The following is a 21,533-nucleotide window of genomic DNA, read 5'->3' as shown; positions in this document are numbered from 1 at the left end:
ACCCCGCCGACAACTAGGGTGGAAGCCATGAGTGTCGTGAAGATCAACGCGATCGAGGTCCCCGAGGGCGCCGGCCCCGAGCTGGAGAAGCGGTTCGCCGCGCGCATGCACTCGGTCGACGAGCAGCCCGGCTTCCTCGGCTTCGAGCTGCTGCGGCCGGTTTCCGGCGAGACGCGCTACTTCGTGTACACGAAGTGGGAGACCGAGGAGCACTACCAGGCGTGGGCGAAGGGCGGCCCCGCCGCGGCAGCGCACTCGGGCGAGCGGGCCAAGCCGGTGTCCACCGGCGCGAACCTGCTGGAGTTCGAGGTCGTCCTCGGTTCGCAGCCAGGTGCATGAAGCCGCGAAGCTCCTGGACGGCGCCGGCGCGCTGCTGATCTGCGCCGGCGCCGGCATGGGCGTCGACTCCGGGCTGCCGGACTTCCGCGGCGGCGAAGGGTTCTGGCGCGCGTACCCGCCGTACGCCCGGCTCGGGCTGCGGTTCGAGGAGCTCGCCGACCCGCGGCACTTCGCCGAAGACCCCGAGCTGGCCTGGGGCTTCTACGGGCACCGGCTTTCGCTGTACCGCCGGACCGTGCCACACGACGGCTTCCGGCTGCTGCTCTCGCTGGGCGCACGCCTGCCCGGCGGCGTGCGCGTGTTCACGTCCAATGTGGACGGCCAGTTCCAGAAGGCGGGCTTCGAGTTCGTGGCCGAGGCGCACGGCTCGATCCACCACCTGCAGTGCCTGGCCGGGTGCACGGCCGAGATCTGGCCCGCCGACATGGACGTCCTGGTCGACGAGGAGACCATGCGGGCGGTGCCCCCGCTGCCCTCGTGTCCCCGCTGCGGCGGGCTGGCCCGCCCCAACATCCTGATGTTCGGCGACCACTCCTGGGTTCCGGACCGCAGCCGGGCCCAGCTCGACGAGCTGACGGCGTGGCGCCGGACCGCCCGGGACCTGGTGGTGGTGGAACTGGGCGCGGGCCAAGCGGTCCCGACGGTCCGCCGCTACGCCGAACTGGCCAGCGCGGCGACCGGCGCGTTGATCCGCATCAACCCGCGGGAACCCGAGATCCGCCACGGCCGCGGGGTGTCGATCGCGGGCGGCGCGCTGGAGACGCTCACCGCGCTGGCCGCAGCCAGAGATCGCGGTTCCCGGCGATGAGCACCCGGCCGTCGGCCAGGGTCGTGGCCACCCGCACCGGGGACTCCCCGCAGCCCAGCTCGCCACGTTGCCAGCCCTGGCCCTCGCGCACCACCACGGCCGAACAGTAACGCCAGTTCCGCCCATCCTGCAGCGGCTCGGTGGTCTGCTCGGCCAGCACCGGGTCGCCCCGCGCGTCCAGCGTGGCCGCCACGACCGCGCCGGGGCCGGGAACGTCCACGGTGGACCATGCGCCCGGTTTGCCGGTGCGCACGAACGGCTTGCGCGAGTGGCCGTCCGAAACCTCCCCGTACAGCAGCCATCGCCCGCCGGCGGGCAGGATCCCGTACACCAGCGTCTGGTCCGACGGCGTCGCGAGCTGCGACACCGTCCAGCTGCCGCCGCCGTCGTGGGACGCCCACAGCTGCAGCTGCGGGTTCGAAAAGCCGGCCGCGAGCAGCTCCGGCCCGGCCGCCGCGACCGACCAGGGCGCGTCGGCCCCGTCGCCGCCCTCGACGACCGGCATGACCACCGTGCGTTCCGTCTTGCCGTCGTCGTCCGACACCCACGCCACCGGCCGGGTCGTCTGCCCGTCGAGGAATGCCGAGCCGACGGCGACGAGGGTGCCGCCCGACCGGGCCAGCGCCCGCGGGTCACGCTGCCCGCGCAGCTCGCCGAGCTCGGTGATCGTGCCGTCGGCGTCCCGGCGGGCGAACTTCGCGTGGGCGCCGATCACCGAGCCGTCCGGTCCGGGCACGGCGGCCACGGCCGGGAGCCCGCCGCCGCGCCAGCCGTTGCCCGCGGCTTCCGGACCGGGACCGCCGCTGCCCGGCGACGGGCTGAGCTTCAGCTCCGTGCAGCCCGCGTCGCCGGTCCAGTTCGCGTTGACATCGCGGTACCCGTTCGCGAAGTCGCCGAGGCCGAGCACGCAGCCGTTCACCGGGACCAGCGCCTTCAGCCCGACGTTCGACGGGACCCAGTCGCTGTCGGACGGGAACTGCACCGCACCCGCGTGCACCTCGAAGCCGAGGGCGCTCTTCGGACCGTCCGCCGCGGAGGCGGCGGGCTGCCCACAGGCAGCGACGAGCAGGACCAGGCTCAGCGGCACGAGTCTTCGCATGCGGTCAGCCTGCCAGCAATCCGGTCACGGCAGGCGGACTTCGGCGAACACCGCCCGGTGATCACTGCCCGGGACGTCGAACACGCGGTAGTCCAGCACCGCCGCGCGGTTGTCCACCGCCACGTGGTCGATCGTCACCACCGGCAGCGAAGACGGCCAAGTCGGGGCCAGGCCGTCGCCGCGTTCCTCCGCCGCGTCGCGGTAGCCCCGGGCCAGCACCGTGCGGTAGGCCGCGTGGTCGAGCGTCGCGTTGAAGTCGCCGGCCAGGATGCGCAGGCCGTGCTCGCCCGCCGGCTGGGAAAGGTCCTTGATCTCGCGTTCCCACTGCGGCGTGTCGACGTCCGGGGAGATCGGGTGGACGGCGACGATCTCGGCCACCACGCCGTCGCCGAGGTCGGCCTCCGCGCCCGGCTGCTTGGCCGCCGAGTCACCGGTCAGGTTGACCTCCTTCAGCGGGAAGCGCGACGCGATCCCCGAGCCGAACGCGCCGGGCGCCGGGTGCAGCACCCGGTGCGGCAGCGTCTCGAACAGCCCGGCCGCGGTCAGCCGGTCGACCGCGGACGGCGTCATCTCGACCAGGTTCAGCACGTCGATCCGCTGCTCGCGCACCAGGTCGACGACGGCCTGCGCGTCCGCCCGGCCGTAGAGCAGGTTCGAGGAGAGGACGCGCAGGGTCTTGCCGTGCACCTCGCGCTGATCGCTCGCCGACGTCCGCGGGAGGACGAGGACGGCCAGCGCGAGGGCCAGCACCAGCGCGACCCCGCCGGTCCACCACCGCCGCAACACCAGCGCGGCGACGCCCACGAGCACGCCGGCAGCCGCCGCGTACGGCGTCAAAGAGAGTGCCACCAGCGTGTACCAGCCGCCGTCGTAGCCGACCAGCCGCAGGGCCGCCAGCATCGCCAACGGCACCACCGGCCCCACCAGCAGGCCGGTGACCAGCCGGTTCTTCCGCCGCGACCGCGTCCGTTCCGCAACCACCATGCTGCCGAGTATGCCCAGGCCGGCACCGGACGGCCCGGGCTGCGACAACTCCTCCACAAGATCTCCACCAGCGGCTGCCAGCCGCTGACAGCGCGCTGTGCGCGGGTTACCAGCGCGACCGTCCACAGTCAGTACCAACGCGACAGCGAAGGAGGACGCCCATGTCGCACGCGATCCAGGCCGAGGGCCTGGTCAAACACTACGGGGACACGAAGGCGCTGGACGGGGTCGACCTCGAGGTCCCGTTCGGCCAGGTCGTCGGCGTGCTCGGCCCGAACGGGGCGGGCAAGACGACCGCCGTCCGGATCCTGGCGACGCTGATCAGACCGGACGCCGGCCGGGCCACGGTCGGCGGCTACGACGTGGTCGACGACCCGGTCCGGGTCCGCAGCCTGATCGGGCTGACCGGGCAGTACGCCTCGGTCGACGAGGACCTCAACGGCATCGAGAACCTCGTCCTGATCGGCCGGTTGTACGGCTACTCCCGGGCCCACGCCAAGACCCGCGCGGCCGAGCTGATCGAGCGGTTCGAGCTGACCAAGGCGGCCAAGCGGCCGATCCGGACCTACTCCGGCGGCATGCGGCGGCGGCTCGACCTGGCCGCCAGCCTGGTCGGCCGGCCCGAGGTGCTCTACCTCGACGAGCCGACCACCGGGCTCGACCCGCACGCCCGCAACGAGGTCTGGGACGTCGTCCGCGGCCTCGTCGCCGAGGGCGCGACGGTGCTGCTGACCACGCAGTACCTGGAGGAGGCCGACCAGCTGGCCGACAAGATCACCGTGTTCGACCACGGCCGGGTCGTCGCCGACGGCCGCGCCGACGAGCTGAAGCGCCGCGTCGGCGGGCAGACGCTGCAGGTCCGGCCCACGCAGCTCGCCGACATGGACGCCGTCAACCGGATCCTCGGCGACCTCACCGGCGCCCGGCCGACCCGCGACGACGCGAGCGGCCTGCTCACCGCGCCGGTCAACGACCCGGTGCTGCTGTCCACCCTGGTCCGCAAGCTGGACGAGGCCGGGATCACCGCCGACGAGCTGGCGCTGCGGCTGCCCAGCCTCGACGAGGTGTTCCTCGCCCTGACCGGGCACACCGCCGAACAGCCCGCCGACGACAAGACCCTCGAAGGGAGCCTGGCATGACGACGCTGGCCCTCGACCGCCCGGCCCCGCCGCGGCACATCAGCCCCGGCAAGGGTGTCCAGCACGCGCTTTCGCTGGCCTGGCGCGGCATCCTGAAGATCCGCAAGAACCCCGAGCAGCTCGCCGACGTCACCCTGATGCCGATCGTCTTCCTGGTGATCTTCGTCTACCTGTTCGGCGGCGCGCTGTCCGGCTCGACCGACGCCTACCTGCAGATGGTCGTGCCGGGCATCATCGTGATGAACATCCTGCAGGCGTGCCTGACGGTCGGCGTGCAGCTCAACACCGACGTCACCAAGGGCGTGTTCGACCGGTTCCGCAGCATGCCGATCGCCCGCTCGGCGCCGCTGATCGGCGCGGTGCTCGCCGACGTCGTGCGGTACGTCGTCTGCCTCACCGTGCTGATGGTCGTGGCGACGATCATGGGCTACCGGATCGCGACCAGCCCCGGCGAGTTCGCCGTGGCGATCCTGCTCGCGCTGGCGTTCGGGCTGAGCTTCTGCTGGGGTTCGGTGTTCGTCGGCATGCTGATGAAGACGCCGGGCTCGGCGCAGGCGCTGATGTTCGTCTTCATCATGCCGCTGACCTTCGGCAGCAACGTGTTCGTGCAGACGAACACCATGCCGGGCTGGCTGCGGGCGTGGGCGGACATCAGCCCGGTCAGCCTGATGGCGAACGCGTTGCGCGGCCTGATGAACGGCGGGCCGGTCGCCGGTCCGCTGGCCGGGGCGCTGGCCTGGATGGCCGGTGCCGTGGTCGTGTTCTTCCCGCTGGCCACCTGGGCCTACCGCCGGCGGGTCTGAAAGGCGCACACACGGGGGTGAGTCGCGCCAGGGTCGTGAGTGAGAAACAGTGTTCTGACACTGTTTCTCACTCACGACCGATTTCGTCGAGGAGCCAGGCGATGGCGTCCTTTTTGGACATCGTCCGGCCCTGCTCGTAGCGGGTGTCGTAGTCGGGGAGCGCCGCGCGGAGGTCGGCGATGAGCGCCCGGACCTCGGGGCTGCCGAGGTCCAGCCGCCCGCGGACGACGGCGGACGCGGCGAGCGCCCGAGCTGCGGTCTCGGGACGGCCCTGCCGCTCGCGGATCATCGCCAGCAGCTCCACCGCCCCGGCCATGTCCGGCATGTCGCCGCGCCGGCTCGTCGCCCGGATCGCGATCGCCGCGTGCGGCTCGGCCTCGTCCGCGCGGCCCTGCGCCAGCAGGATCCGCGCTTCGAACGCGTGGATGAACTCGTCGCCGATGCCGCCGGGGAACCAGTCGTCGCCGCCCATCGCGGCGACACGGTCGAGCAGCGCCCGCGCTTCGGCCAGCCGACCCGTGCGCAGCAGCAGTTCGAGCCTGCCGAACATCAGGATGGCCCGGTGCTGCAGGTTCGTGATGCCCTCGCCGTACCGTTCCGCGGCTTCCTGGTCGCGCCAGGCCCCTTCGAAGTCCCCGGTGCGCGCCCGCTCGACGGCCAGCCGCCACCAGTGCTGCACGGCGTCCTCGTGCGACCGCAGCTCCATCGAGAGCGCGAGGCCCTCCTGGTAGATCTCGATGGCCTTGGCGCTTTCGCCGCTCTGGGAGAGCGCGTAGGCCTTGAAGCTGAGCGTCATGGCGATGCCCCAGCGGTCGCCGACCTCCGCGAACCCGGCGTGGGCCAGGTCGCGCGCCCGGTCCGCGCCCTCGATGTCGCCGTCGTCGTCGAGCAGGAAGCTCTCCACCCAGTACCCGCCGGCGCGGGTCCACGGGTCGGGGTGCTGTTCGGCCCGGCGCACCTCGCGCACGGCGACCTCGCGATCGCCGCCGAGGAAGGCCAGCATCGGCAGGGCCACCGCGAGCCCGGGGTAGCGGTCGACGGCACCGGTGCGCACGCAGTCGTCGACCAGCCGCAGGATCCCGGCGCGGTCCGAGCGCACCGGGACCTCGTCCATGAGGTGCACGAGCACCCGGTAGGAGGCCCTGACCTCGGGGGGAAGCCGGTCGCCGAACTCGAGCGTGTCGTGGATCAGGCTGCCCGCCCGGCCGCCCTGGCCGAGAATGGTGAAGTACCAGATCATCCCGTCCAGCAGGGCGACCGCGTTGTCCACATCGGACATCTCGATCGAGCCGCGCAGGGCCGCGATGAGGTTCGCGCTCTCGACCTCGAACGCGTCGATCGCCTCCAGCTGCGCGCCGGTGCGCAGCGTCGGCTCCAGCCGCTGGGCGAATTCGGCGTAGTAGGATGCCATCGCCCGGCGCGTCCGGTCGTGCTCGCCCGACTCCACCAGCCGCTCGGTGGCGTACGCGCGCAGTGTCTCGAGCATCCGGTAGCGCGGCTCGCCGTTCCCGGCGTCGACCGTGTCCACTATGGACTTCTCGACCAGGCTGCCGAGCACGTACGGCACGTCGGCGGCGGGCAGCAGCCCGTCGGCGCACACGGCTTCGATCGGCGCCAGTTCCGCCCCGCCTGCGAACACCGCGAGCCGCCGGGCCAGCACCAGCTCGGGTTCGGCGAGCAGCTCCCAGCTCCACTCGACCACCGCGCGCAGCGTCCGCTGCCTCGGCAGCGCCGTCCGGCTGCCCGAGGTGAGCAGCCGGAACCGGTCGCCGAGGCGGCCGGCGATCTGGGCCACGGTCATCGACCGCAGCCGCGCCGCGGCCAGCTCCAGGGCGAGGGGCATCCCGTCGAGCCGTCGGCAGATCTCGCCGACCTGGTCCACAGTGGACTCGTCGAGCACGAAGTCGGGACGGACCGCCGCGGCCCGGTCGAGGAACAGCCGCGTCGAGTCGAGCTCGGCGGCCTCCTCGGGCGCGGCGCGTTCCGCGGGCACCGGCAGCGGGCCGAGCGGGCAGAGCGCCTCCCCGGTGATGGCCAGCGGCTCGCGGCTGGTGGCCAGGATCCGCAGCCGCGGCGCCCGGTGCAGCAGTTCGTCGGCCAGCCCCGCGGCCGCGTCGACGACGTGCTCGCAGTTGTCCAGCACCAGCAGGGCTTCCTCGCCGCCGAGCACCTCGACGGCCTGCGCGACCGGATCCGGTGGCCGCCGGTGGACCTCGGTCTCGGTGCGGATCTCGCGGACCTCGAGCGCGCCCAGCAGCGCACCGGCGACGTCGTCGGGGTCGCGGACGCCGGCCAGCGCGGCGAACCAGACCCGGCCCCGCTGGTGCGCGGGGTGCCGCGACGCCGCCTCGGTGGCCAGCCGGGTTTTGCCCGCGCCGCCCGGCCCGGTCAGAGTGACCAGCCGGGCGCCGCCGAGGAGTTCGGCCAGCAGCTTGAGCTCGTCGTCGCGGCCGACGAAGGTGGTCAGCCGGGTCGGCAGCCGGTCGGCCACCGGCGACGGCGGCGCGAACTCGCCCCGCAGCGCGGCGACGTGGATCTCCTGCAGCTCGGCGGAGGGGTCGACGCCGAGCTGGTCGGCCAGGGTACGGCGGATCCCGGCGTAGACGGCCAGGGCTTCCGGCTGCCGCCCGGCCGCGCACAGCGCGCGGATCCGCAGCCCGGCGAGCCGTTCGCGCAGCGGGTCGGCATCGGCCGCCGCGGCCAGGTCGGCCAGCACGCCGGCGTGTTCACCCAGCCGGATCAGGGCTTCGAAGCGATCCTCGGCCGCCTCGGTGCGCAGCTCGGTGAGCCGCCGCGCGGGCCCGAGCGCGAAGGGCGCGTCGAGGACGTCGGCGAGGGCAGCGCCCTGCCACAGCGCGAGGGCCTCGGTGAGCAGGTCGGCGGCGCGGGCGTCACGACCGGCGGCCAGCTCACGGCGCCCCTCGGCAGCGAGCCGTTCGAACCGCTCGGCGTCGACGTCGCCGGGGTCGACGGCGAGCCGGTAGCCACCCGGCCCGGACTCCACGGGCACCGGCAGGGCTTTCCGCAGCCGCGAGACCAGCGACTGCAGGGCATTGGCCGCGTCGGCCGGCGGTTCGCCGCCCCAAAGCCCGTCGACGAGCGCGTCGGCCGGGACCGCGCGCCCGGCGTCCAGCGCGAGCCGGGCCAGGAGCGTGCGAAGGCGGGCCCCGCCGATGTCGATCGGCGTGCCGTCGTCTTCCACTGCCCGCAGCGGGCCCAGCAGCGCAACGCGCATGCGTCCAGCTTTCCAGACGCCGGGCCGGTGCCGAGGCGGGCCGACGGAAGTGCTGATTATCCGGACAAATACGACGCACTCCCCCGGTTCACCCGTTCGTGGCGATACGTTGCGGGCGATGCCCATCCGCACACGGACAGGAGCGTTCATGAGGGGACAAAAACCGGCTGTGGTGGCGGCCGCCGTGGTCGCCAGTCTCTGCCTCGGCACCGGGGTCGCCGCGGCGGGCGACGGCTGGGGTGCGAAGCCGGGCAGCGACGGCGCCGGCGACAGCTACTACCCGCAGGACGGCAACGGCGGCTACGACGTCGCCGACTACAACCTCAAGGTCGGCTACGACCCGGCGACCCGCCAGCTCACCGGCGACCAGGACATCGCCGCGCGGGCGACGCAGTCGCTCAGCTCGTTCGACCTGGACTTCAAGGGCCTGACCGTCGACTCGGTGAAGGTCGACGGCCGCGACGCGGCGTTCACCCGGACCGGGGACCACGAGCTCGTCATCACGCCGTCGCGGGCGCTGTGGCGCGGCCAGCGCTTCCACGTCAAGATCGCCTACCACGGCGTGCCCGCCCCGATCAGCGACCCGGCGCTCGGCAACAACGGCTGGCAGTTCGCCCGCGCGGGCGGCGCGTTCGTCGCCGGTGAGCCGAGGTCGGCCACGACCTGGTACCCGGTCAACGACACCCCGCTCGACAAGGCCACCTTCCACCTGGCGATCACCGTGCCCGACGAGTGGGGCGTGATCGCCAACGGCCGCGAGCGCGGCACGCACAAGGCGCCCCGCGGCACCACGCACGTCTGGGCCGAAGAGACGCCGATCGTGCCGTACATGACGACGGTCGCGATCGACAAGTGGACCTTCGACCGCCAGAAGCGCAAGGACGGCACCCCGATCGTCAGCGCGTTCGCCCCGGGCACCCCGGACTCGACCAAGCAGGCCGAGGCGCGGCTGCCGGAGATCCTCGACTTCCTCGAGTCGAAGTTCGGCAAGTACCCGATCGACGCGGCGGGCGGCATCTTCCTCAACGAGGAGATCGGCTTCTCGCTCGAGACGATGAGCCGTCCGATCTACTCCGCGGGCTGGGCGGGCACGGTGCCGACGATCGTCCACGAGAACGCCCACCAGTGGTACGGCGACTCGGTGGCGGTCGCCCACTGGCGCGACGTCTGCCTCAACGAGTGCTTCGCCTCCTACGCCACCTGGCTGTGGGACGAGGCGAAGGAGGGCGTCGACCTGAACAAGCAGTACGCCGACGACGTCAAGAAGGCGCCGGCGCGGCTCTGGAACGGCAAGCTCTACGACATGGGCCAGGGCAACGAGTTCACGTACGTGTACTCGAAGGGCCCGATGATGCTGCACGCGCTGCGCAACTACATCGGCGAGCAGGCGTTCTCCTGGGTCCTGAAGACCTGGCCGTCGCTGCACCGCGACGGGAACGCGAGCATGCAGGAGTTCCAGCGGTTCACCGAGTTCGCCGCGCACCGGAGCCTCCAGGGCTTCTTCGACGCGTGGGTGTACGGCACCGGCAAGCCCGCCGACCAGTACCTCTACCCGGGTGGGCTCAAGCCCGCCGCCTGATCGCGCTCGTCGTCGAGGCCACCCTGCGGACGTAGGGTGGCCTCGACGCTTTCGCTTCGGGAGGGGACATGGCCAGGGTGCTGATGACGGGGTTCGCGCCGTTCGGCGGCGAGCCGGTCAACCCGTCGTGGCAGGCGGTTTCGCTGGTGGCCGCGCGCCGGGACGACGTCGCGGCGGTCGAGCTGCCCTGCGAGTTCGCGGCGTCGCTCCCCGCGCTGCGGCGGGCCCTGGAAGCGCACCGGCCGTCGCTCGTGGTGTGCACCGGCCAGGCGGGCGGCCGCGCCGAGGTGACCCCGGAGCGGGTGGCGATCAACCTGATCGACGCCCGCATCCCGGACAATGCGGGCGCCCAGCCGGTCGACACCCCGGTGGTCCCGGACGGCCCGGCCGCCTACTTCACGACGTTGCCGGTGAAGGCCTGCGTGGCCGCGATCCGCGCGGCGGGTGTCCCGGCGTCGGTGTCCCACACCGCCGGGACGTACGTCTGCAACCAGGTGTTCTACGGGCTGATGCACCTGCTGGCGACGGACTTCCCGGACGTGCGCGGCGGGTTCGTGCACGTCCCGTTCAGCCCGGAGCAGGTCGCGGCGGCGGGGAAGGCCGACGCGTCACTGGGCGTGGACCGGATCGCCGACGCGCTGGAAGCGTTGGCGGACACGGCCTTGCGGGTGACGGAGGACCTGCGGGTCAGCGCGGGCGCGGAGCATTGACCCGCGACCGGGACCGCCGGGCGAGGCCCGGGGCGGTGCTGACCGTCGGCGTGACCGCCCTGCTGACCGGCGCGGGGATCGGCTTGTTCGCGCACACGGTCACGACCTACCTGAAGCAATCCTGCGCGGCCGAGACCGCGAAGTACCCCGAAAGCATGTGCGGGCTGGGTGTCATCTTCTGGGGCCCGGCGGTCGTCGTCGTCACGGCGCTGTTCGCCGGTTTCGTGATGTGGCCGGTGCTGGCGATCGCCGGCATCGAGCCGCGACGCCGGGTGCTTGTCGGCGCGTTCCTGGTGCCGGTCGTCCTCGTCGAGCCGTTCGGCGCCGCCGCGTCGGCCCACGCGCCGCCGGTGCTGGTCACCGCGCTCGCGTTCGGGGTCGTCCAGGCGTGGATCGCGTTCGCCGGCGGGGCGCGGCTGACCCACCGCTGACGGCCGCGGCTCCCCGGTCCGGCAAGGCCCTCGTGATCTGAGGCACACCGTCGGCAAACCAGCCTGTCCCATGATCGAACGGTGTTTACATGTCCGGAACGCGCAGCCCGACCAAGAGGTGAGTGATGATCGGATTCGAGACCGACCTGCAGGACCTGCGGGACTCGGCCCGAGCCCTCCAAGGAGCGGCCGATGCCGCGGAAGCCGCGTCGAACGGCCTGCGCGGCACCGACGTTCCCGTCAAGGCGGCCGGCGGCGGGCTCTTCGGCGGCCTCGGCGCGATGTTCCCGGCCGACAACGCCTTCGGGCGCACGCTCGGCATGCCGGCCGTCGCCGCGGCCTACAACGACCACCTGGCGAAGATCCAGAGGCTGGTCGCGCAGCTGCACCAGACCACCGCGGACACCAGCCACGCGCTGATGCGGGTCGCGGAGCTGTACGAAAAGGCCGACGCCGACTCGAAGCAGCACGTCAACCGCGCGGCCGCGGGCCTGGAGGGGAACTGACGTGGACGGCTACTTCGACACCGGGCTCGACGCCCAGCCGATGTCCAGTGGCGACGACCGCCGCGCCGAGCTGCTGGACGGCGTCTCCGCGGACCTGAAGGACGGCGCCAACGACGCCCTGGACGCGCTGGAAATCCTGCGGATGACCGACTGGATCTTCGGCATGGGCCCCGGCGACGACGGCTTCGAGAAGATGCAGGACGACGTCGCCGCCTTCTACCGCGAGTTCTCCGACGCCGACATCGACCACGACTCGGCCGAGGGCCTGCAGAGCCTGATCATGCGGCACGACGCCGTCTGGAAGGCGCTGCAGCGCGACTCGGGCCCGAAGCTCGACGACGCCCGGCAGTTCCTCGACGTCTGGCGCGGCTCCGCGGCCAACGCCGTCAAGGCCTACCTCAACGAGCTCGCGGACGCCTTCACCGAGGTGGAAACCAAGATCACCATCCTGGAGAGCGACATCGTCGCCGCGCGCGAAGCCATCGCGTCGGCCCGCCAGGACCTCAACAACCTCGGCTCCACGTTCAAGAAGACCGCGGAGGACTACCAGAAGTCGCAGGAGCGCAAGCGCGAAGCGGCCGCGTCGAAGGTGCTGGCGGCGACGTTCGCGGGCGCGGTCACCGGGCTGCTCACCGTGGCCACCGCCGGTGCGGGCGCCGCGGCGGGCGCGACGATCTTCACCATGGCCAACGGCGCGATCATCGCCGGCAACGCCGCCGGCGGCGCAATCACCGCGGTGGTGGCCAACCAGGCGGAGATCACCGGCGACAACGGGTTCGACCTGTACCAGAGCTTCATGGACAGCGCGGGCAAGATCCGCGACGGCGCCGTCGACGCGGCGCAGACGCTGGCGGACCGCATCGGCGACGAAGCCGTCGACCTGCCGAAGATCCCGGACGCGCCGGACGTCAGCCCGGGCTCGAGCTTCGACCCGGACAGCTTCGAGACCGACCGCACGTCGCGGCAGACCGAGAAGAACGTCCGCGACGCGAACGTCGACATCGCCTCCGACGGCCAGGTGTCCAGCGGCGCCACCCACGCCGGGAGGCTGGATGGCTGACGGGCCGGACCGCGACGCCCTCCTGGCCGAACTGTCCGCGCTGTCGGCGACGGCGACGTCCGCCGACGGCGCGGTTTCGCTGTCGGTCAACACCGACGGCGTGCTGACCCGGCTGCGGCTCACCGACGCCGTCTCGGGGATGTCGCCGTCCGAAATCGCGGATGCGGTCCTGCGCACGTACGTCGAAGCGCAGCGCGAGTCGGCGAAGCGGACGGGGCAGCTGCTGGCGCCGCTGGGCAGCGGCGGCTACCTGATGGACCGGCTGCGCTGGCGGGTGCAGTTCGAGCCGGAACCGGTGCCTTTGGCCGCTCCGGAGCCCGCAGCTCCGCCCGCCGAGCCGGACGGGAAAGTGCTCAAGGACCGGTCGGCGGACACCCCGGCCGAGGCGCCGCCGCCCGGGCCGGTCGCGGACGACGACTGGTACGGCCGCGGCATGCGGCTCGACCGAGCCTGGTGAGTCAGGCCGGCTTGACCTCGCGGGTGAACCCCGCGATCAGGTCCTCGAGGCGGCGGGGTTCTTCCGTGAGGTAGATCGCGGCCACCCGGCGCTCGGCCACGCCGAAGACCACGATCGACGACTTCTTGTCGACGCTGGCGACGTACTCGCCGTGCAGCGCGCCGCCGTCCCAGGTGCCGCGGCCGGCGGGCGTCAGCTTCGTGTTCACCTCGATGTATTCGGTGGTCATGCCCTGGAAGTACTGGACACTGCCGCCCGTGAAGTTGCAGATGACCGAGAGCTGGGCGCCCAGTAACTGGGCGACGTGGTCGCTTTCCTTGCAAGTGCCCCGGTCCGGGACTGCTCCGGCGAGCAAGCGCAGGCACGGGGTGAACCCGGCCCGGTCGCGCTCGGTCGTCTGCGTGCAGTCCGCCGCGGCCCGCGCGGCCTGGTCGCGGATGACGAACACGACGACGGTGGCGACGACCGCGGCGACCAGGAGCACGGCGAGCGCGAGGAACCAGGGCTTGCGCTTCGGGCGCGGTTCCGGCGGGGGCGGTGCGGACTGCGGCGGCCGGGCTTGCTGCCACGGTTGCGGCCGCGGCGGCGTCACCGGCGGGCGGACGGGCGCAAACGCGGGCACGGTGAGGTCGCTGGTGGTGCCGAGCGGAACGTGGTGGAGCCCGAACGCGACGGCCGTCTCGGGCTGGTCCTGAGTGGTCGGGGCGACGCCGAGCTGCCGTTCGAGCAGGCCGGCCAGCAGCGGCATCCGGCTCGGCCCGCCGACGAGGTACACCCCGCCGAGCTGCGCCGGGGTGAGGCCGGCGCGGCGGATGGTGGCGGCGAGCAGTTCGGCGCTGCGCAGCAGGCTGGGCCGCACGAGCGCCTCGAGTTCGTCCCGGCTGACCAGGACGTCGCCGAAGGGCTCGGGCATCGGCACGTGGGTCTGCGCGTGCCGCGAGAGGCTTTCCTTGGCGTCGCGGACGTCCTGCAGCAGCGCCCGCCGCGCCCGCCGGTCGGCGGTGGTCTGCGGCCGCAGGAGGCGTTGCCACTGCGCGGGATCCGCGTGCGAGACGGACCGTCCGATGTGGACGAGCAAGGCCTGGTCGATGTCGAGGCTGCCGAGATCGGGCAGGCCGTCCTCGGCGAGCACGGCGAAGCCCTGCCGGGTGACCCCGACGACGGCGCAGTCGAAGGTGCCGGCCCCGAGGTCGTAGACCCCGATGGGCCCACCGGCCCGCCGCCCGAGACTGGCGTAGTGCGCCGCGGCGGCGACCGGTTCGGGGATCAGCCGGACATCGGCGAGCCGCGCCTTCGCGGCGGCGTCCCGCAGGACGTCCTGCCGGTCGGCGCCCCAGCCGGCGGGGTGCGAGATCCGCGTCTGCGCGGGCGGGTGCCCGAGCTGCCGTTCGGCCTCCTCACCCATCCTGCGCAGGACGGCGGCGAAGGCGTCGGCGATCGGGACGTCGGCGCCGCCGAGCCTGATCGCGCCTTCGTCGATCCGCCGTTTCGGGTTCGGTTCGAACCGGCTGGGATCGAGCCGCGCCCGCCGTTCGGCATCCTGCCCGACGACGAGCAGGCCGTCATCGTTGACGTAGACGGCGGAGGACATGGTGACCGACCCGTCGACCTCGATCGCCCGGGGTCCCCGCTCGAAGGCGGAGAGGACACCGACGGTGCTGGAAGTCCCGAAGTCGATCGAGAGCACGTCCACGCGGATTCCCCTCCCAAGGTCCGCGGGCATCGTCTCACGGGCCGGAGGCACCGCTCCGCTCAGGCGCGGGCGTCGGTGTGATCCCCCTGAACGGCCGAAACGGTGACGTCGTGGCCCTCGAAGTCGGCGACCACCCGCATCCGGCCGCCGAGGGCCGTGATGTAGCGGCGAAGGGTGTCCAGCGCCATCTGTCCCGGGTCACCCTGTTCGAGCTGGCTGATCCGCGGCTGGCTGACCCCCATGCGCCGCGCGAGCTCGGTCTGGCTGACACCGGCGTCCTCCCGGAGCTGAGCAAGGCGGAAACCGAGCACATAAGCCTCGGTCGCCTCCCGCGCAGCGACGCGCGCGGCATCGACGTCGCGACCGGCCGCACGGTCGATGGCGAGCTTCTCGGCTTTGACTTCCTTCCAAGACCGGCTCATCACTCAGCCCTCCTCTCCGGCTCGCAGGTGGTCGCGGAACCGCTGCTCCGCGACGGGATCCTCGCTGCTCCGGTGGGTGGAGCACACCGGACAGCCGGAAGGGCGGCTCCCCACTTCGGGGAACCGCCCTTCCGGCGTACTACTTCAGCCGATCACTCGCCTTCGGCTTCGCCGCCCTGCTCCTCGTGGCCCGCGCCGATGCTGACCGGCGGGGCGTCCGGGATGGACGACGGGCGACGCTCGCCGCGGAAGGTGAACCGCGCCTGGTCGTCCTTGTCCTCCGGGTTGCCGCTCCAGCCCTCGACGTCGACCAGGATGATCTGACCCGGCTCGACCTCGCCGAACAGGATCTTCTCCGACAGCTGGTCCTCGATCTCGCGCTGGATCGTGCGGCGCAGCGGCCGCGCGCCCAGCACCGGGTCGAAGCCGCGCTTGGCCAGCAGGGACTTGGCCTTGGCCGTGAGCTCCAGCTCCATGTCCTTGGCCTTGAGCTGCGTCTCCACGCGACCGATCATCAGGTCGACCATCATGATGATCTGTTCCTGCGTCAGCTGGTGGAACACGATGATGTCATCGATCCGGTTCAGGAACTCCGGGCGGAAATGCTTCTTCATTTCCTCGTTGACCTTCTGCTTCATCTTCTCGTACCGGGTGCCGGTGTCGTTGGACCCGGCGAACCCGAGCGAGACGGACTTCGAGATGTCCGACGTGCCCAGGTTGGACGTGAAGATGAGGACCGTGTTCTTGAAGTCGACCGTGCGGCCCTGACCGTCGGTCAGGCGGCCGTCTTCCAGCACCTGCAGGAGCGTGTTGTAGATCTCCTGGTGCGCCTTCTCGATCTCGTCGAACAGGACCACCGAGAACGGCTTGCGACGCACCTTCTCCGTCAGCTGGCCACCCTCTTCGTAGCCCACGTAGCCCGGAGGGGCACCGAAGAGCCGCGAAGCGGTGTAGCGGTCGTGGAACTCACCCATGTCGATCTGGATGAGCGCGTCGTCCTCGCCGAACAGGAACGAGGCCAGCGCCTTCGACAGCTCGGTCTTACCGACACCGGACGGGCCGGCGAAGATGAACGAGCCCGACGGGCGCTTCGGGTCCTTCAGACCGGCACGCGTACGGCGGATCGCCTGCGAGACGGCCTTGACCGCGTCCTCCTGGCCGATGATGCGCTTGTGGAGCTCCTCCTCCATGCGCAGCAGCCGGGTGGTCTCCTCCTCGGTCAGCTTGAACACCGGGATGCCGGTCCAGTTGGCCAGCACCTCCGCGATCTGCTCGTCGTCGACCTCGGCGACGACGTCGAGGTCGCCGTCCTTCCACTGCTTCTCCCGCTCGCCCTTCTGGCCGAGGAGGGTCTTCTCCTCGTCACGCAGGCGGGCGGCCCGCTCGAAGTCCTGCGCGTCGATCGCGGACTCCTTGTCGCGGCGGACGTTCGCGATCTTCTCGTCGAACTCGCGCAGGTCCGGCGGCGCGGTCATCCGGCGGATGCGCATCCGGGCGCCGGCCTCGTCGATCAGGTCGATCGCCTTGTCCGGGAGGAACCGGTCGTTGATGTACCGGTCCGCCAGGGTCGCGGCGGCGACCAGCGCCGAGTCGGTGATCGAGACGCGGTGGTGCGCCTCGTACCGGTCGCGCAGGCCCTTGAGGATCTCGATCGTGTGCTCCAGCGACGGCTCGCCGACCTGGATCGGCTGGAACCGGCGCTCGAGGGCGGCGTCCTTCTCGATGTACTTGCGGTACTCCTCGAGCGTGGTCGCGCCGATCGTCTGCAGCTCACCGCGGGCGAGCATCGGCTTCAGGATCGAAGCCGCGTCGATCGCGCCCTCGGCGGCACCCGCCCCGACCAGCGTGTGCAGCTCGTCGATGAACAGGATGATGTCGCCGCGGGTCTTGATCTCCTTGAGCACCTTCTTCAGGCGCTCTTCGAAGTCGCCGCGGTAGCGGGAGCCGGCGACCAGGGAGCCCAGGTCCAGCGTGTAGAGCTGCTTGTCCTTGAGCGTCTCGGGCACCTCGCCCTTGACGATGCTCTGCGCGAGGCCCTCGACGACGGCGGTCTTGCCGACGCCCGGCTCGCCGATGAGCACCGGGTTGTTCTTGGTCCGGCGGGACAGCACCTGCATGACCCGCTCGATCTCCTTGCCGCGCCCGATGACCGGGTCGAGCTTGCCCTCGCGGGCGAGCACGGTCATGTTGCGGCCGAACTGGTCGAGGACCAGCGACGACGACGGGGTGCCCTCACCGCGGCCGCCGGAACCGGTTTCGGTGGACTCCTTGCCCTGGTAGCCCGAGAGCAGCTGGAGCACCTGCTGGCGGACGCGGTTCAGGTCCGCACCCAGCTTGACCAGCACCTGCGCGGCGACGCCCTCGCCCTCGCGGATCAGGCCCAGCAGGATGTGCTCGGTACCGATGTAGTTGTGGCCGAGCTGCAGCGCTTCGCGCAGCGACAGCTCCAGCACCTTCTTCGCCCGCGGCGTGAACGGGATGTGCCCGCTCGGCGCCTGCTGGCCCTGGCCGATGATCTCCTCGACCTGCTGGCGCACGCCCTCCAGGGCGATGCCCAGCGACTCCAGCGCCTTGGCGGCGACACCCTCACCCTCGTGGATCAGACCCAGGAGGATGTGCTCGGTGCCGATGTAGTTGTGGTTGAGCATCCTGGCCTCTTCTTGAGCCAGGACGACCACCCGCCTCGCGCGGTCGGTGAACCTCTCAAACATGTGCACTCCCTCGACTGCTGCGCCGGCGGCCCGTTTCCATCGCGTGCTTTCACCGCGATGGATTCAGCACCGTGAGACCACTCTAGTAGCCAAGCGGTCGCGCTGGCTTACCACTACGGCTTCTCGCGGTCGTTTCCGCACCCGGACGTGGCATCTCCCGGGTGCTCCCATCATCAGGTTGCCCTGCACCTTTACGTCAAGCCCAACGTGCGAGCGGCCACGGGGATTCCGCCATCCGCGCGGTGTCCGCTCACCGCGAACAGTCCGCAAGCTGGGAGTGCCGGATCACGTCGCCACCCGATTGGCGCAGCCACTGCGGACCTGTAAGGTTAGGCACGCCTAATCCACTACGGCGCTTCGAGGAGGGCCGCGGTTGAACCAGCAGCGGTCCTTCCGTGACGCACGCGAGGTCGGCGACGGCCTCGCGTCGTCGTTGCGGCGGGTCTCCGGCCTGCAGGAACGCAGCGAGCTGCGCAGTGACGTCCCGGCGGGCTGGATCCGCTGTTCGGAGCTGCTGGAGACGCCCTCGCACTTCGGCGAGTGGCGCGGCCTCCTGGGCGACTGGCTGCTGCGCGAGCATTCATCGGCACCGGCCCCGACGACGGCGAGCTGGGTCCTGACGTGGTACCTGCACGTCCCGGCGTACGTCGGCGCGCTGTTGTGGCACCACGAGCGCCGCGTGCCGTCGCTCAAGCCGGCGGAGCTGGCGTTCCGGTTGTCGGACGACCGTCCCCACCCGGACGGCATGGCGGTGCTGGGTGACGCGTTCCACTGCCTCCCGACCGACCCGGGCTCGGCCCGCCCGGAGGCCACGGTGGTCCGCGACGAGCGAGCACTGGCGGCGGTCCTGCGGGCCCGCTACCTGGCCCACGCGGCCCAGTTCGTCCGGGCGTACGCACCGATCAGCAGACTGGGCCGCCGAACCCTCTGGGCGGCGGCGACGGACGCGCTGGAGAACTCGCTGTGGTGGGCGGGCCGCCAAGGCGGCACACCGGAGGCCGAGGGGGCGGGGGTCGCGGACGCGGCCTTGGTGCTCGACGAGCGGTATCCCCCGCTGACGTCGGCATCGACGCTGCGGTTGACCGAGAGCCGCGAGTGGACCCGGCGGCGCGAGAGCTGCTGTTTTTCGTACTTGCTGCCGTCGTCGGCGGAGTGCGATGGGTGCCCGCGGACCTGTGCGCGGTAGACAGCGGGGGTACAGCTGCTCCCTGGCGGCAGAGTCGGTCGCGGTGTTCCCGCCGGTCGGGCCTCGGTCCTGGCTGACGTGCGCCCTGGTAGCTCGGGTGCCCACCACCCCGAAGCCGCAATTGTGACGACGGCCGGCAGCACCGCGTCAAGGCGGGAAAGCGTGCCTTGACCCGGCGCCACCGGCCGTGTTCTGGCTTCGTATCGGGGTGCAGGGAGAGGCCTGGGTGGGGTGCGGGTTGGGCGTCAACGTCCCCGTCCACGTCGGTGAGGCACTTCTGAAGGCCCCCTCGTAACCAGACAGATGCCAGGAATGAGTCATCGAAGGCACCACGACACCCGACCCGCCCAAAACCTCAACCCGCCGAAGGGCTCCACCCCGGATCCCGCCCAGCCGCCCCCAGCGCCCGCTCCAACGCCGACGCATCCCCGGAAACCGCCACCTCCGGCCCATAAACCCCCATCGACCGCGCCTGGTCGCCCATCGCCACCGCGGACTCGTACACCGCCGTCGCCGCTTCCGGGGCGAACACGCACGACTGGCCGCTCGCCCGGGCCAGGTCCCACCCGTGCAGCACGAACTCGCCCAGCACCATCGCGCCCACCACCGCCGACGGCATCGAAGCCGAGCCCAGGGACGTCGTCCCCGTCCACGCGGCAGGCGGCTCGAACACCGAAACCAGCGTCTCCGTCTGCTTCGACAGGTCCGCGAGCCAGTCGTCCGTCACCAGCGCCGCCTCCGTCTCGCCGCCGCCCGGCGCGGGGGGCGCCGCACGCCGTCCCGCGGCGATCAGCCACGGACCCCAGTACAGCAGGTGGTTGAGCAGGCCGCGGACGTCGTAGCCCGCGCACGGCGTCGGCGCGCTCAGGTCGGGGACCGCGGCCGCGATCCGGAGGAATTCGGCCGCGGCCGGGCGCAACAGCGAAGCAGTCATGCCGGTGATCGAACCCGCCGGCGACCGGGGCGTCTTGAACGAACGCGACAGCTACCGTGAACCCGTGACGCACCGGATTCCGCGCGGCATCGTTGCCGAGGCCACCGCGCGCACGATGTTCACGCTGACCAGGCACCCGCCGGCCCCGGAGCTCGCCGAATTCGTCGAATACCACTGGATCCTGCGGTGGGACCTGCGCGGCAAACCGCCGCACGAGCAGCGGGTGCTGCCGAACCTCTCGGTCCACGTGACGTTCTTCCCCGGCGCCTCGGGAGTCCACGGCCCGGCCCGCGACGTCTTTTCGCACCGCCTGACCGGCCGCGTCCAGGGCTTGGGCGTGCGATTCCGGCCGGGCACCTTCCGCGCGTTCCTCGGCGGCCCCGTGCGTGACATCGCCGACCGGGCCGTCCCACTCACCGACGTTTTCGGCCCGGCCGCGGCGGCGGCCGCCGAATCGGTGCGAACCGCCGAGGGTGACGCGCAAATGGTCCGTGCGGTCGACAACTTGCTGATCGCAAATCCGGTACGGCTGTCGCCCGCCGCCCGTGAGGCGGCGATGGCCGTGGAATCAATCGCGCGGGATCCGGGAATTACCCGGGTGGCGCAACTCTGCGCGGATACTGGACTAACCACCCGGTCCATCCAGCGCGTGTTCGCCGAACACGTCGGATGCCCGCCCAAGTGGGCGATCCGGATATACCGTCTCAATGACGCAGCGCAGCGGCTCGTCACAGAAGGACAACCGGATTACGCCGGTCTGGCGGTTCGACTGGGCTATAGTGACCAGTCGCACTTCATCCGCGATTTCCGGAGGGTGACCGGCCAGTCGCCTGCCGAGTACGCCCGAACCGCCCGCGCCGCCGAACGGGAACCGGACAGCGATCGGACATGAAGAAAGCCGCCGGGCGAATATTCGCCCGGCGGCCTCTCGAAACCCCGCGTCCACGAGATTTGCCACGCCACCACCGGCCCGAAGGAAAACTGCTGGTCAGCGACCCGAGTTCGGCCCGGACAGCGATGGCGTGAACAATCTTCAGTTCTTCTTGTGGTAGGCCTCGACGACCTCGGAGGGGATGCGTCCGCGGTCGGAAACCGCGTAACCGTTCTTGCGCGCCCACGACCGGATGGCCTGGTTCTGCTCGCGGTCGACGGCGGCCGGACGAGCCGAACCCTTACCGGCGACGGGGCGAACCGAAGCGCGCTTGCGGCCGCCGGCCCGACGCGCGTGCTCGACATACTGAGCGAGCGCATCCCGCAGCTCCTCGGCGTTTTCCGAGGAGAGATCGATCTGGTAGCTGACGCCGTCCAAACCGAACTCGACGGTCTCTTCCGCCTCACTGCCGTCGAGGTCGTCGACCAGCGAGACGAGCACCTTCTGTGCCATCCGATTCCTCCTGCGGGGCTTACTCAATGATCTGGTACGGGGCAAGCCCCGAG

General features: G+C 71.6%; 20 protein-coding genes. 12 read left to right on the top strand and 8 right to left on the bottom strand.

Annotation, left to right across the window (positions count from 1 at the left end; all coding sequences use genetic code 11):
- The first annotated feature begins 27 nt into the window (after window positions 1–27).
- Window positions 28–339: an antibiotic biosynthesis monooxygenase family protein gene (locus tag IE317_RS34195; protein ID WP_103351085.1), complete on the top strand. Its 312-nt coding sequence runs from the start codon at window positions 28–30 to the stop codon at window positions 337–339.
- Window positions 332–1,147, top strand: a complete 816-nt coding sequence (locus IE317_RS34190) for an SIR2 family NAD-dependent protein deacylase (protein ID WP_191315508.1) — start codon at window positions 332–334, stop codon at window positions 1,145–1,147. Before IE317_RS34195 ends, IE317_RS34190 begins: the two co-directional genes overlap by 8 nt.
- Here IE317_RS34190 and IE317_RS34185 read toward each other — a convergent pair.
- Window positions 1,104–2,246 (bottom strand): hypothetical protein, encoded by a 1,143-nt coding sequence (locus tag IE317_RS34185; protein WP_191315507.1) that lies wholly within the window; start codon window positions 2,244–2,246, stop codon window positions 1,104–1,106. The genes IE317_RS34190 and IE317_RS34185 overlap by 44 nt on opposite strands.
- Window positions 2,247–2,270: 24 nt before the next feature.
- Window positions 2,271–3,287 carry an endonuclease/exonuclease/phosphatase family protein gene (locus IE317_RS34180; protein ID WP_191315506.1) on the bottom strand — a complete coding sequence of 339 codons (1,017 nt, stop codon included), beginning with the start codon at window positions 3,285–3,287 and terminating at the stop codon, window positions 2,271–2,273.
- Between the two features lie 104 nt (window positions 3,288–3,391).
- On the opposite strand from IE317_RS34180, the gene IE317_RS34175 reads away from it, so the two are divergent.
- Both IE317_RS34175 and IE317_RS34170 read left to right on the top strand, forming a co-directional pair.
- On the top strand, window positions 3,392–4,369 hold the full coding sequence (locus tag IE317_RS34175) for an ATP-binding cassette domain-containing protein (protein ID WP_191315505.1): 978 nt from the start codon (window positions 3,392–3,394) through the stop codon (window positions 4,367–4,369).
- The gene (locus tag IE317_RS34170) at window positions 4,366–5,172 is read left to right on the top strand and encodes an ABC transporter permease (protein ID WP_191315504.1); all 807 of its coding nucleotides are present in this window, start codon (window positions 4,366–4,368) and stop codon (window positions 5,170–5,172) included. The genes IE317_RS34175 and IE317_RS34170 overlap by 4 nt, the downstream gene beginning before the upstream one ends.
- 67 nt (window positions 5,173–5,239) lie before the next feature.
- On the opposite strand, the gene IE317_RS34165 is transcribed toward IE317_RS34170, so the two are convergent.
- Window positions 5,240–8,407, bottom strand: coding sequence for a BTAD domain-containing putative transcriptional regulator (locus IE317_RS34165; protein ID WP_191315503.1), 3,168 nt, complete (start codon window positions 8,405–8,407; stop codon window positions 5,240–5,242).
- Between the two features lie 148 nt (window positions 8,408–8,555).
- Between IE317_RS34165 and IE317_RS34160 the strand changes: the two genes are divergently transcribed.
- From IE317_RS34160 to IE317_RS34135, 6 genes are all read left to right on the top strand, one after another.
- Window positions 8,556–9,986 (top strand): M1 family metallopeptidase, encoded by a 1,431-nt coding sequence (locus IE317_RS34160; protein WP_191315502.1) that lies wholly within the window; start codon window positions 8,556–8,558, stop codon window positions 9,984–9,986.
- A 68-nt stretch (window positions 9,987–10,054) separates the two neighbouring features.
- Window positions 10,055–10,696, top strand: coding sequence for a pyroglutamyl-peptidase I (pcp, locus tag IE317_RS34155; protein WP_191315501.1), 642 nt, complete (start codon window positions 10,055–10,057; stop codon window positions 10,694–10,696).
- On the top strand, window positions 10,693–11,127 hold the full coding sequence (locus IE317_RS34150; protein WP_191315500.1) for a hypothetical protein: 435 nt from the start codon (window positions 10,693–10,695) through the stop codon (window positions 11,125–11,127). The genes pcp and IE317_RS34150 overlap by 4 nt, the downstream gene beginning before the upstream one ends.
- A gap of 125 nt (window positions 11,128–11,252) precedes the next feature.
- Window positions 11,253–11,633, top strand: a complete 381-nt coding sequence (locus tag IE317_RS34145; RefSeq protein WP_191315499.1) for a hypothetical protein — start codon at window positions 11,253–11,255, stop codon at window positions 11,631–11,633.
- Window position 11,634: 1 nt separating this feature from the next.
- A complete protein-coding gene (locus tag IE317_RS34140; protein WP_191315498.1) occupies window positions 11,635–12,693 on the top strand; it encodes a hypothetical protein in 1,059 nt (352 codons plus the stop codon).
- Window positions 12,686–13,150 carry a YbaB/EbfC family nucleoid-associated protein gene (locus IE317_RS34135; protein WP_191315497.1) on the top strand — a complete coding sequence of 155 codons (465 nt, stop codon included), beginning with the start codon at window positions 12,686–12,688 and terminating at the stop codon, window positions 13,148–13,150. The genes IE317_RS34140 and IE317_RS34135 overlap by 8 nt, the downstream gene beginning before the upstream one ends.
- Window position 13,151: 1 nt before the next feature.
- Here IE317_RS34135 and IE317_RS34130 read toward each other — a convergent pair whose 3' ends face one another.
- The 3 genes from IE317_RS34130 to IE317_RS34120 all read right to left on the bottom strand — a co-directional run bounded on the left by IE317_RS34130 (window position 13,152) and on the right by IE317_RS34120 (window position 17,976).
- Window positions 13,152–14,843, bottom strand: a complete 1,692-nt coding sequence (locus IE317_RS34130; protein ID WP_191315496.1) for an Hsp70 family protein — start codon at window positions 14,841–14,843, stop codon at window positions 13,152–13,154.
- A gap of 59 nt (window positions 14,844–14,902) precedes the next feature.
- Window positions 14,903–15,265, bottom strand: a complete 363-nt coding sequence (locus IE317_RS34125; RefSeq protein ID WP_191315495.1) for a helix-turn-helix domain-containing protein — start codon at window positions 15,263–15,265, stop codon at window positions 14,903–14,905.
- 152 nt (window positions 15,266–15,417) lie between these two features.
- Window positions 15,418–17,976 (bottom strand): ATP-dependent Clp protease ATP-binding subunit, encoded by a 2,559-nt coding sequence (locus IE317_RS34120; protein ID WP_191315494.1) that lies wholly within the window; start codon window positions 17,974–17,976, stop codon window positions 15,418–15,420.
- A gap of 373 nt (window positions 17,977–18,349) precedes the next feature.
- Between IE317_RS34120 and IE317_RS34115 the strand changes: the two genes are divergently transcribed.
- Window positions 18,350–19,162: a (2Fe-2S)-binding protein gene (locus tag IE317_RS34115; RefSeq protein WP_191315493.1), complete on the top strand. Its 813-nt coding sequence runs from the start codon at window positions 18,350–18,352 to the stop codon at window positions 19,160–19,162.
- Between the two features lie 355 nt (window positions 19,163–19,517).
- Here the strand turns inward: IE317_RS34115 and IE317_RS34110 are convergent, their stop codons facing one another.
- Window positions 19,518–20,096, bottom strand: coding sequence for a TIGR03086 family metal-binding protein (locus IE317_RS34110; RefSeq protein WP_191315492.1), 579 nt, complete (start codon window positions 20,094–20,096; stop codon window positions 19,518–19,520).
- 34 nt (window positions 20,097–20,130) lie between these two features.
- Here IE317_RS34110 and IE317_RS34105 point away from each other — a divergent pair, with 34 nt between their 5' ends.
- A complete protein-coding gene (locus IE317_RS34105; RefSeq protein WP_191315551.1) occupies window positions 20,131–20,988 on the top strand; it encodes a helix-turn-helix domain-containing protein in 858 nt (285 codons plus the stop codon).
- Between the two features lie 141 nt (window positions 20,989–21,129).
- Here IE317_RS34105 and IE317_RS34100 read toward each other — a convergent pair whose 3' ends face one another.
- Window positions 21,130–21,480: a histone-like nucleoid-structuring protein Lsr2 gene (locus IE317_RS34100; protein ID WP_020641935.1), complete on the bottom strand. Its 351-nt coding sequence runs from the start codon at window positions 21,478–21,480 to the stop codon at window positions 21,130–21,132.
- Window positions 21,481–21,533 lie beyond the last annotated feature (53 nt).

The sequence above is a fragment of the Amycolatopsis bullii genome, from assembly GCF_014654205.1.
Taxonomy (GTDB): domain Bacteria; phylum Actinomycetota; class Actinomycetes; order Mycobacteriales; family Pseudonocardiaceae; genus Amycolatopsis; species Amycolatopsis plumensis.
The sequence above is the reverse complement of the archived record's forward strand: the minus strand, read 5'-3'. Positions and strand labels throughout refer to the sequence as shown.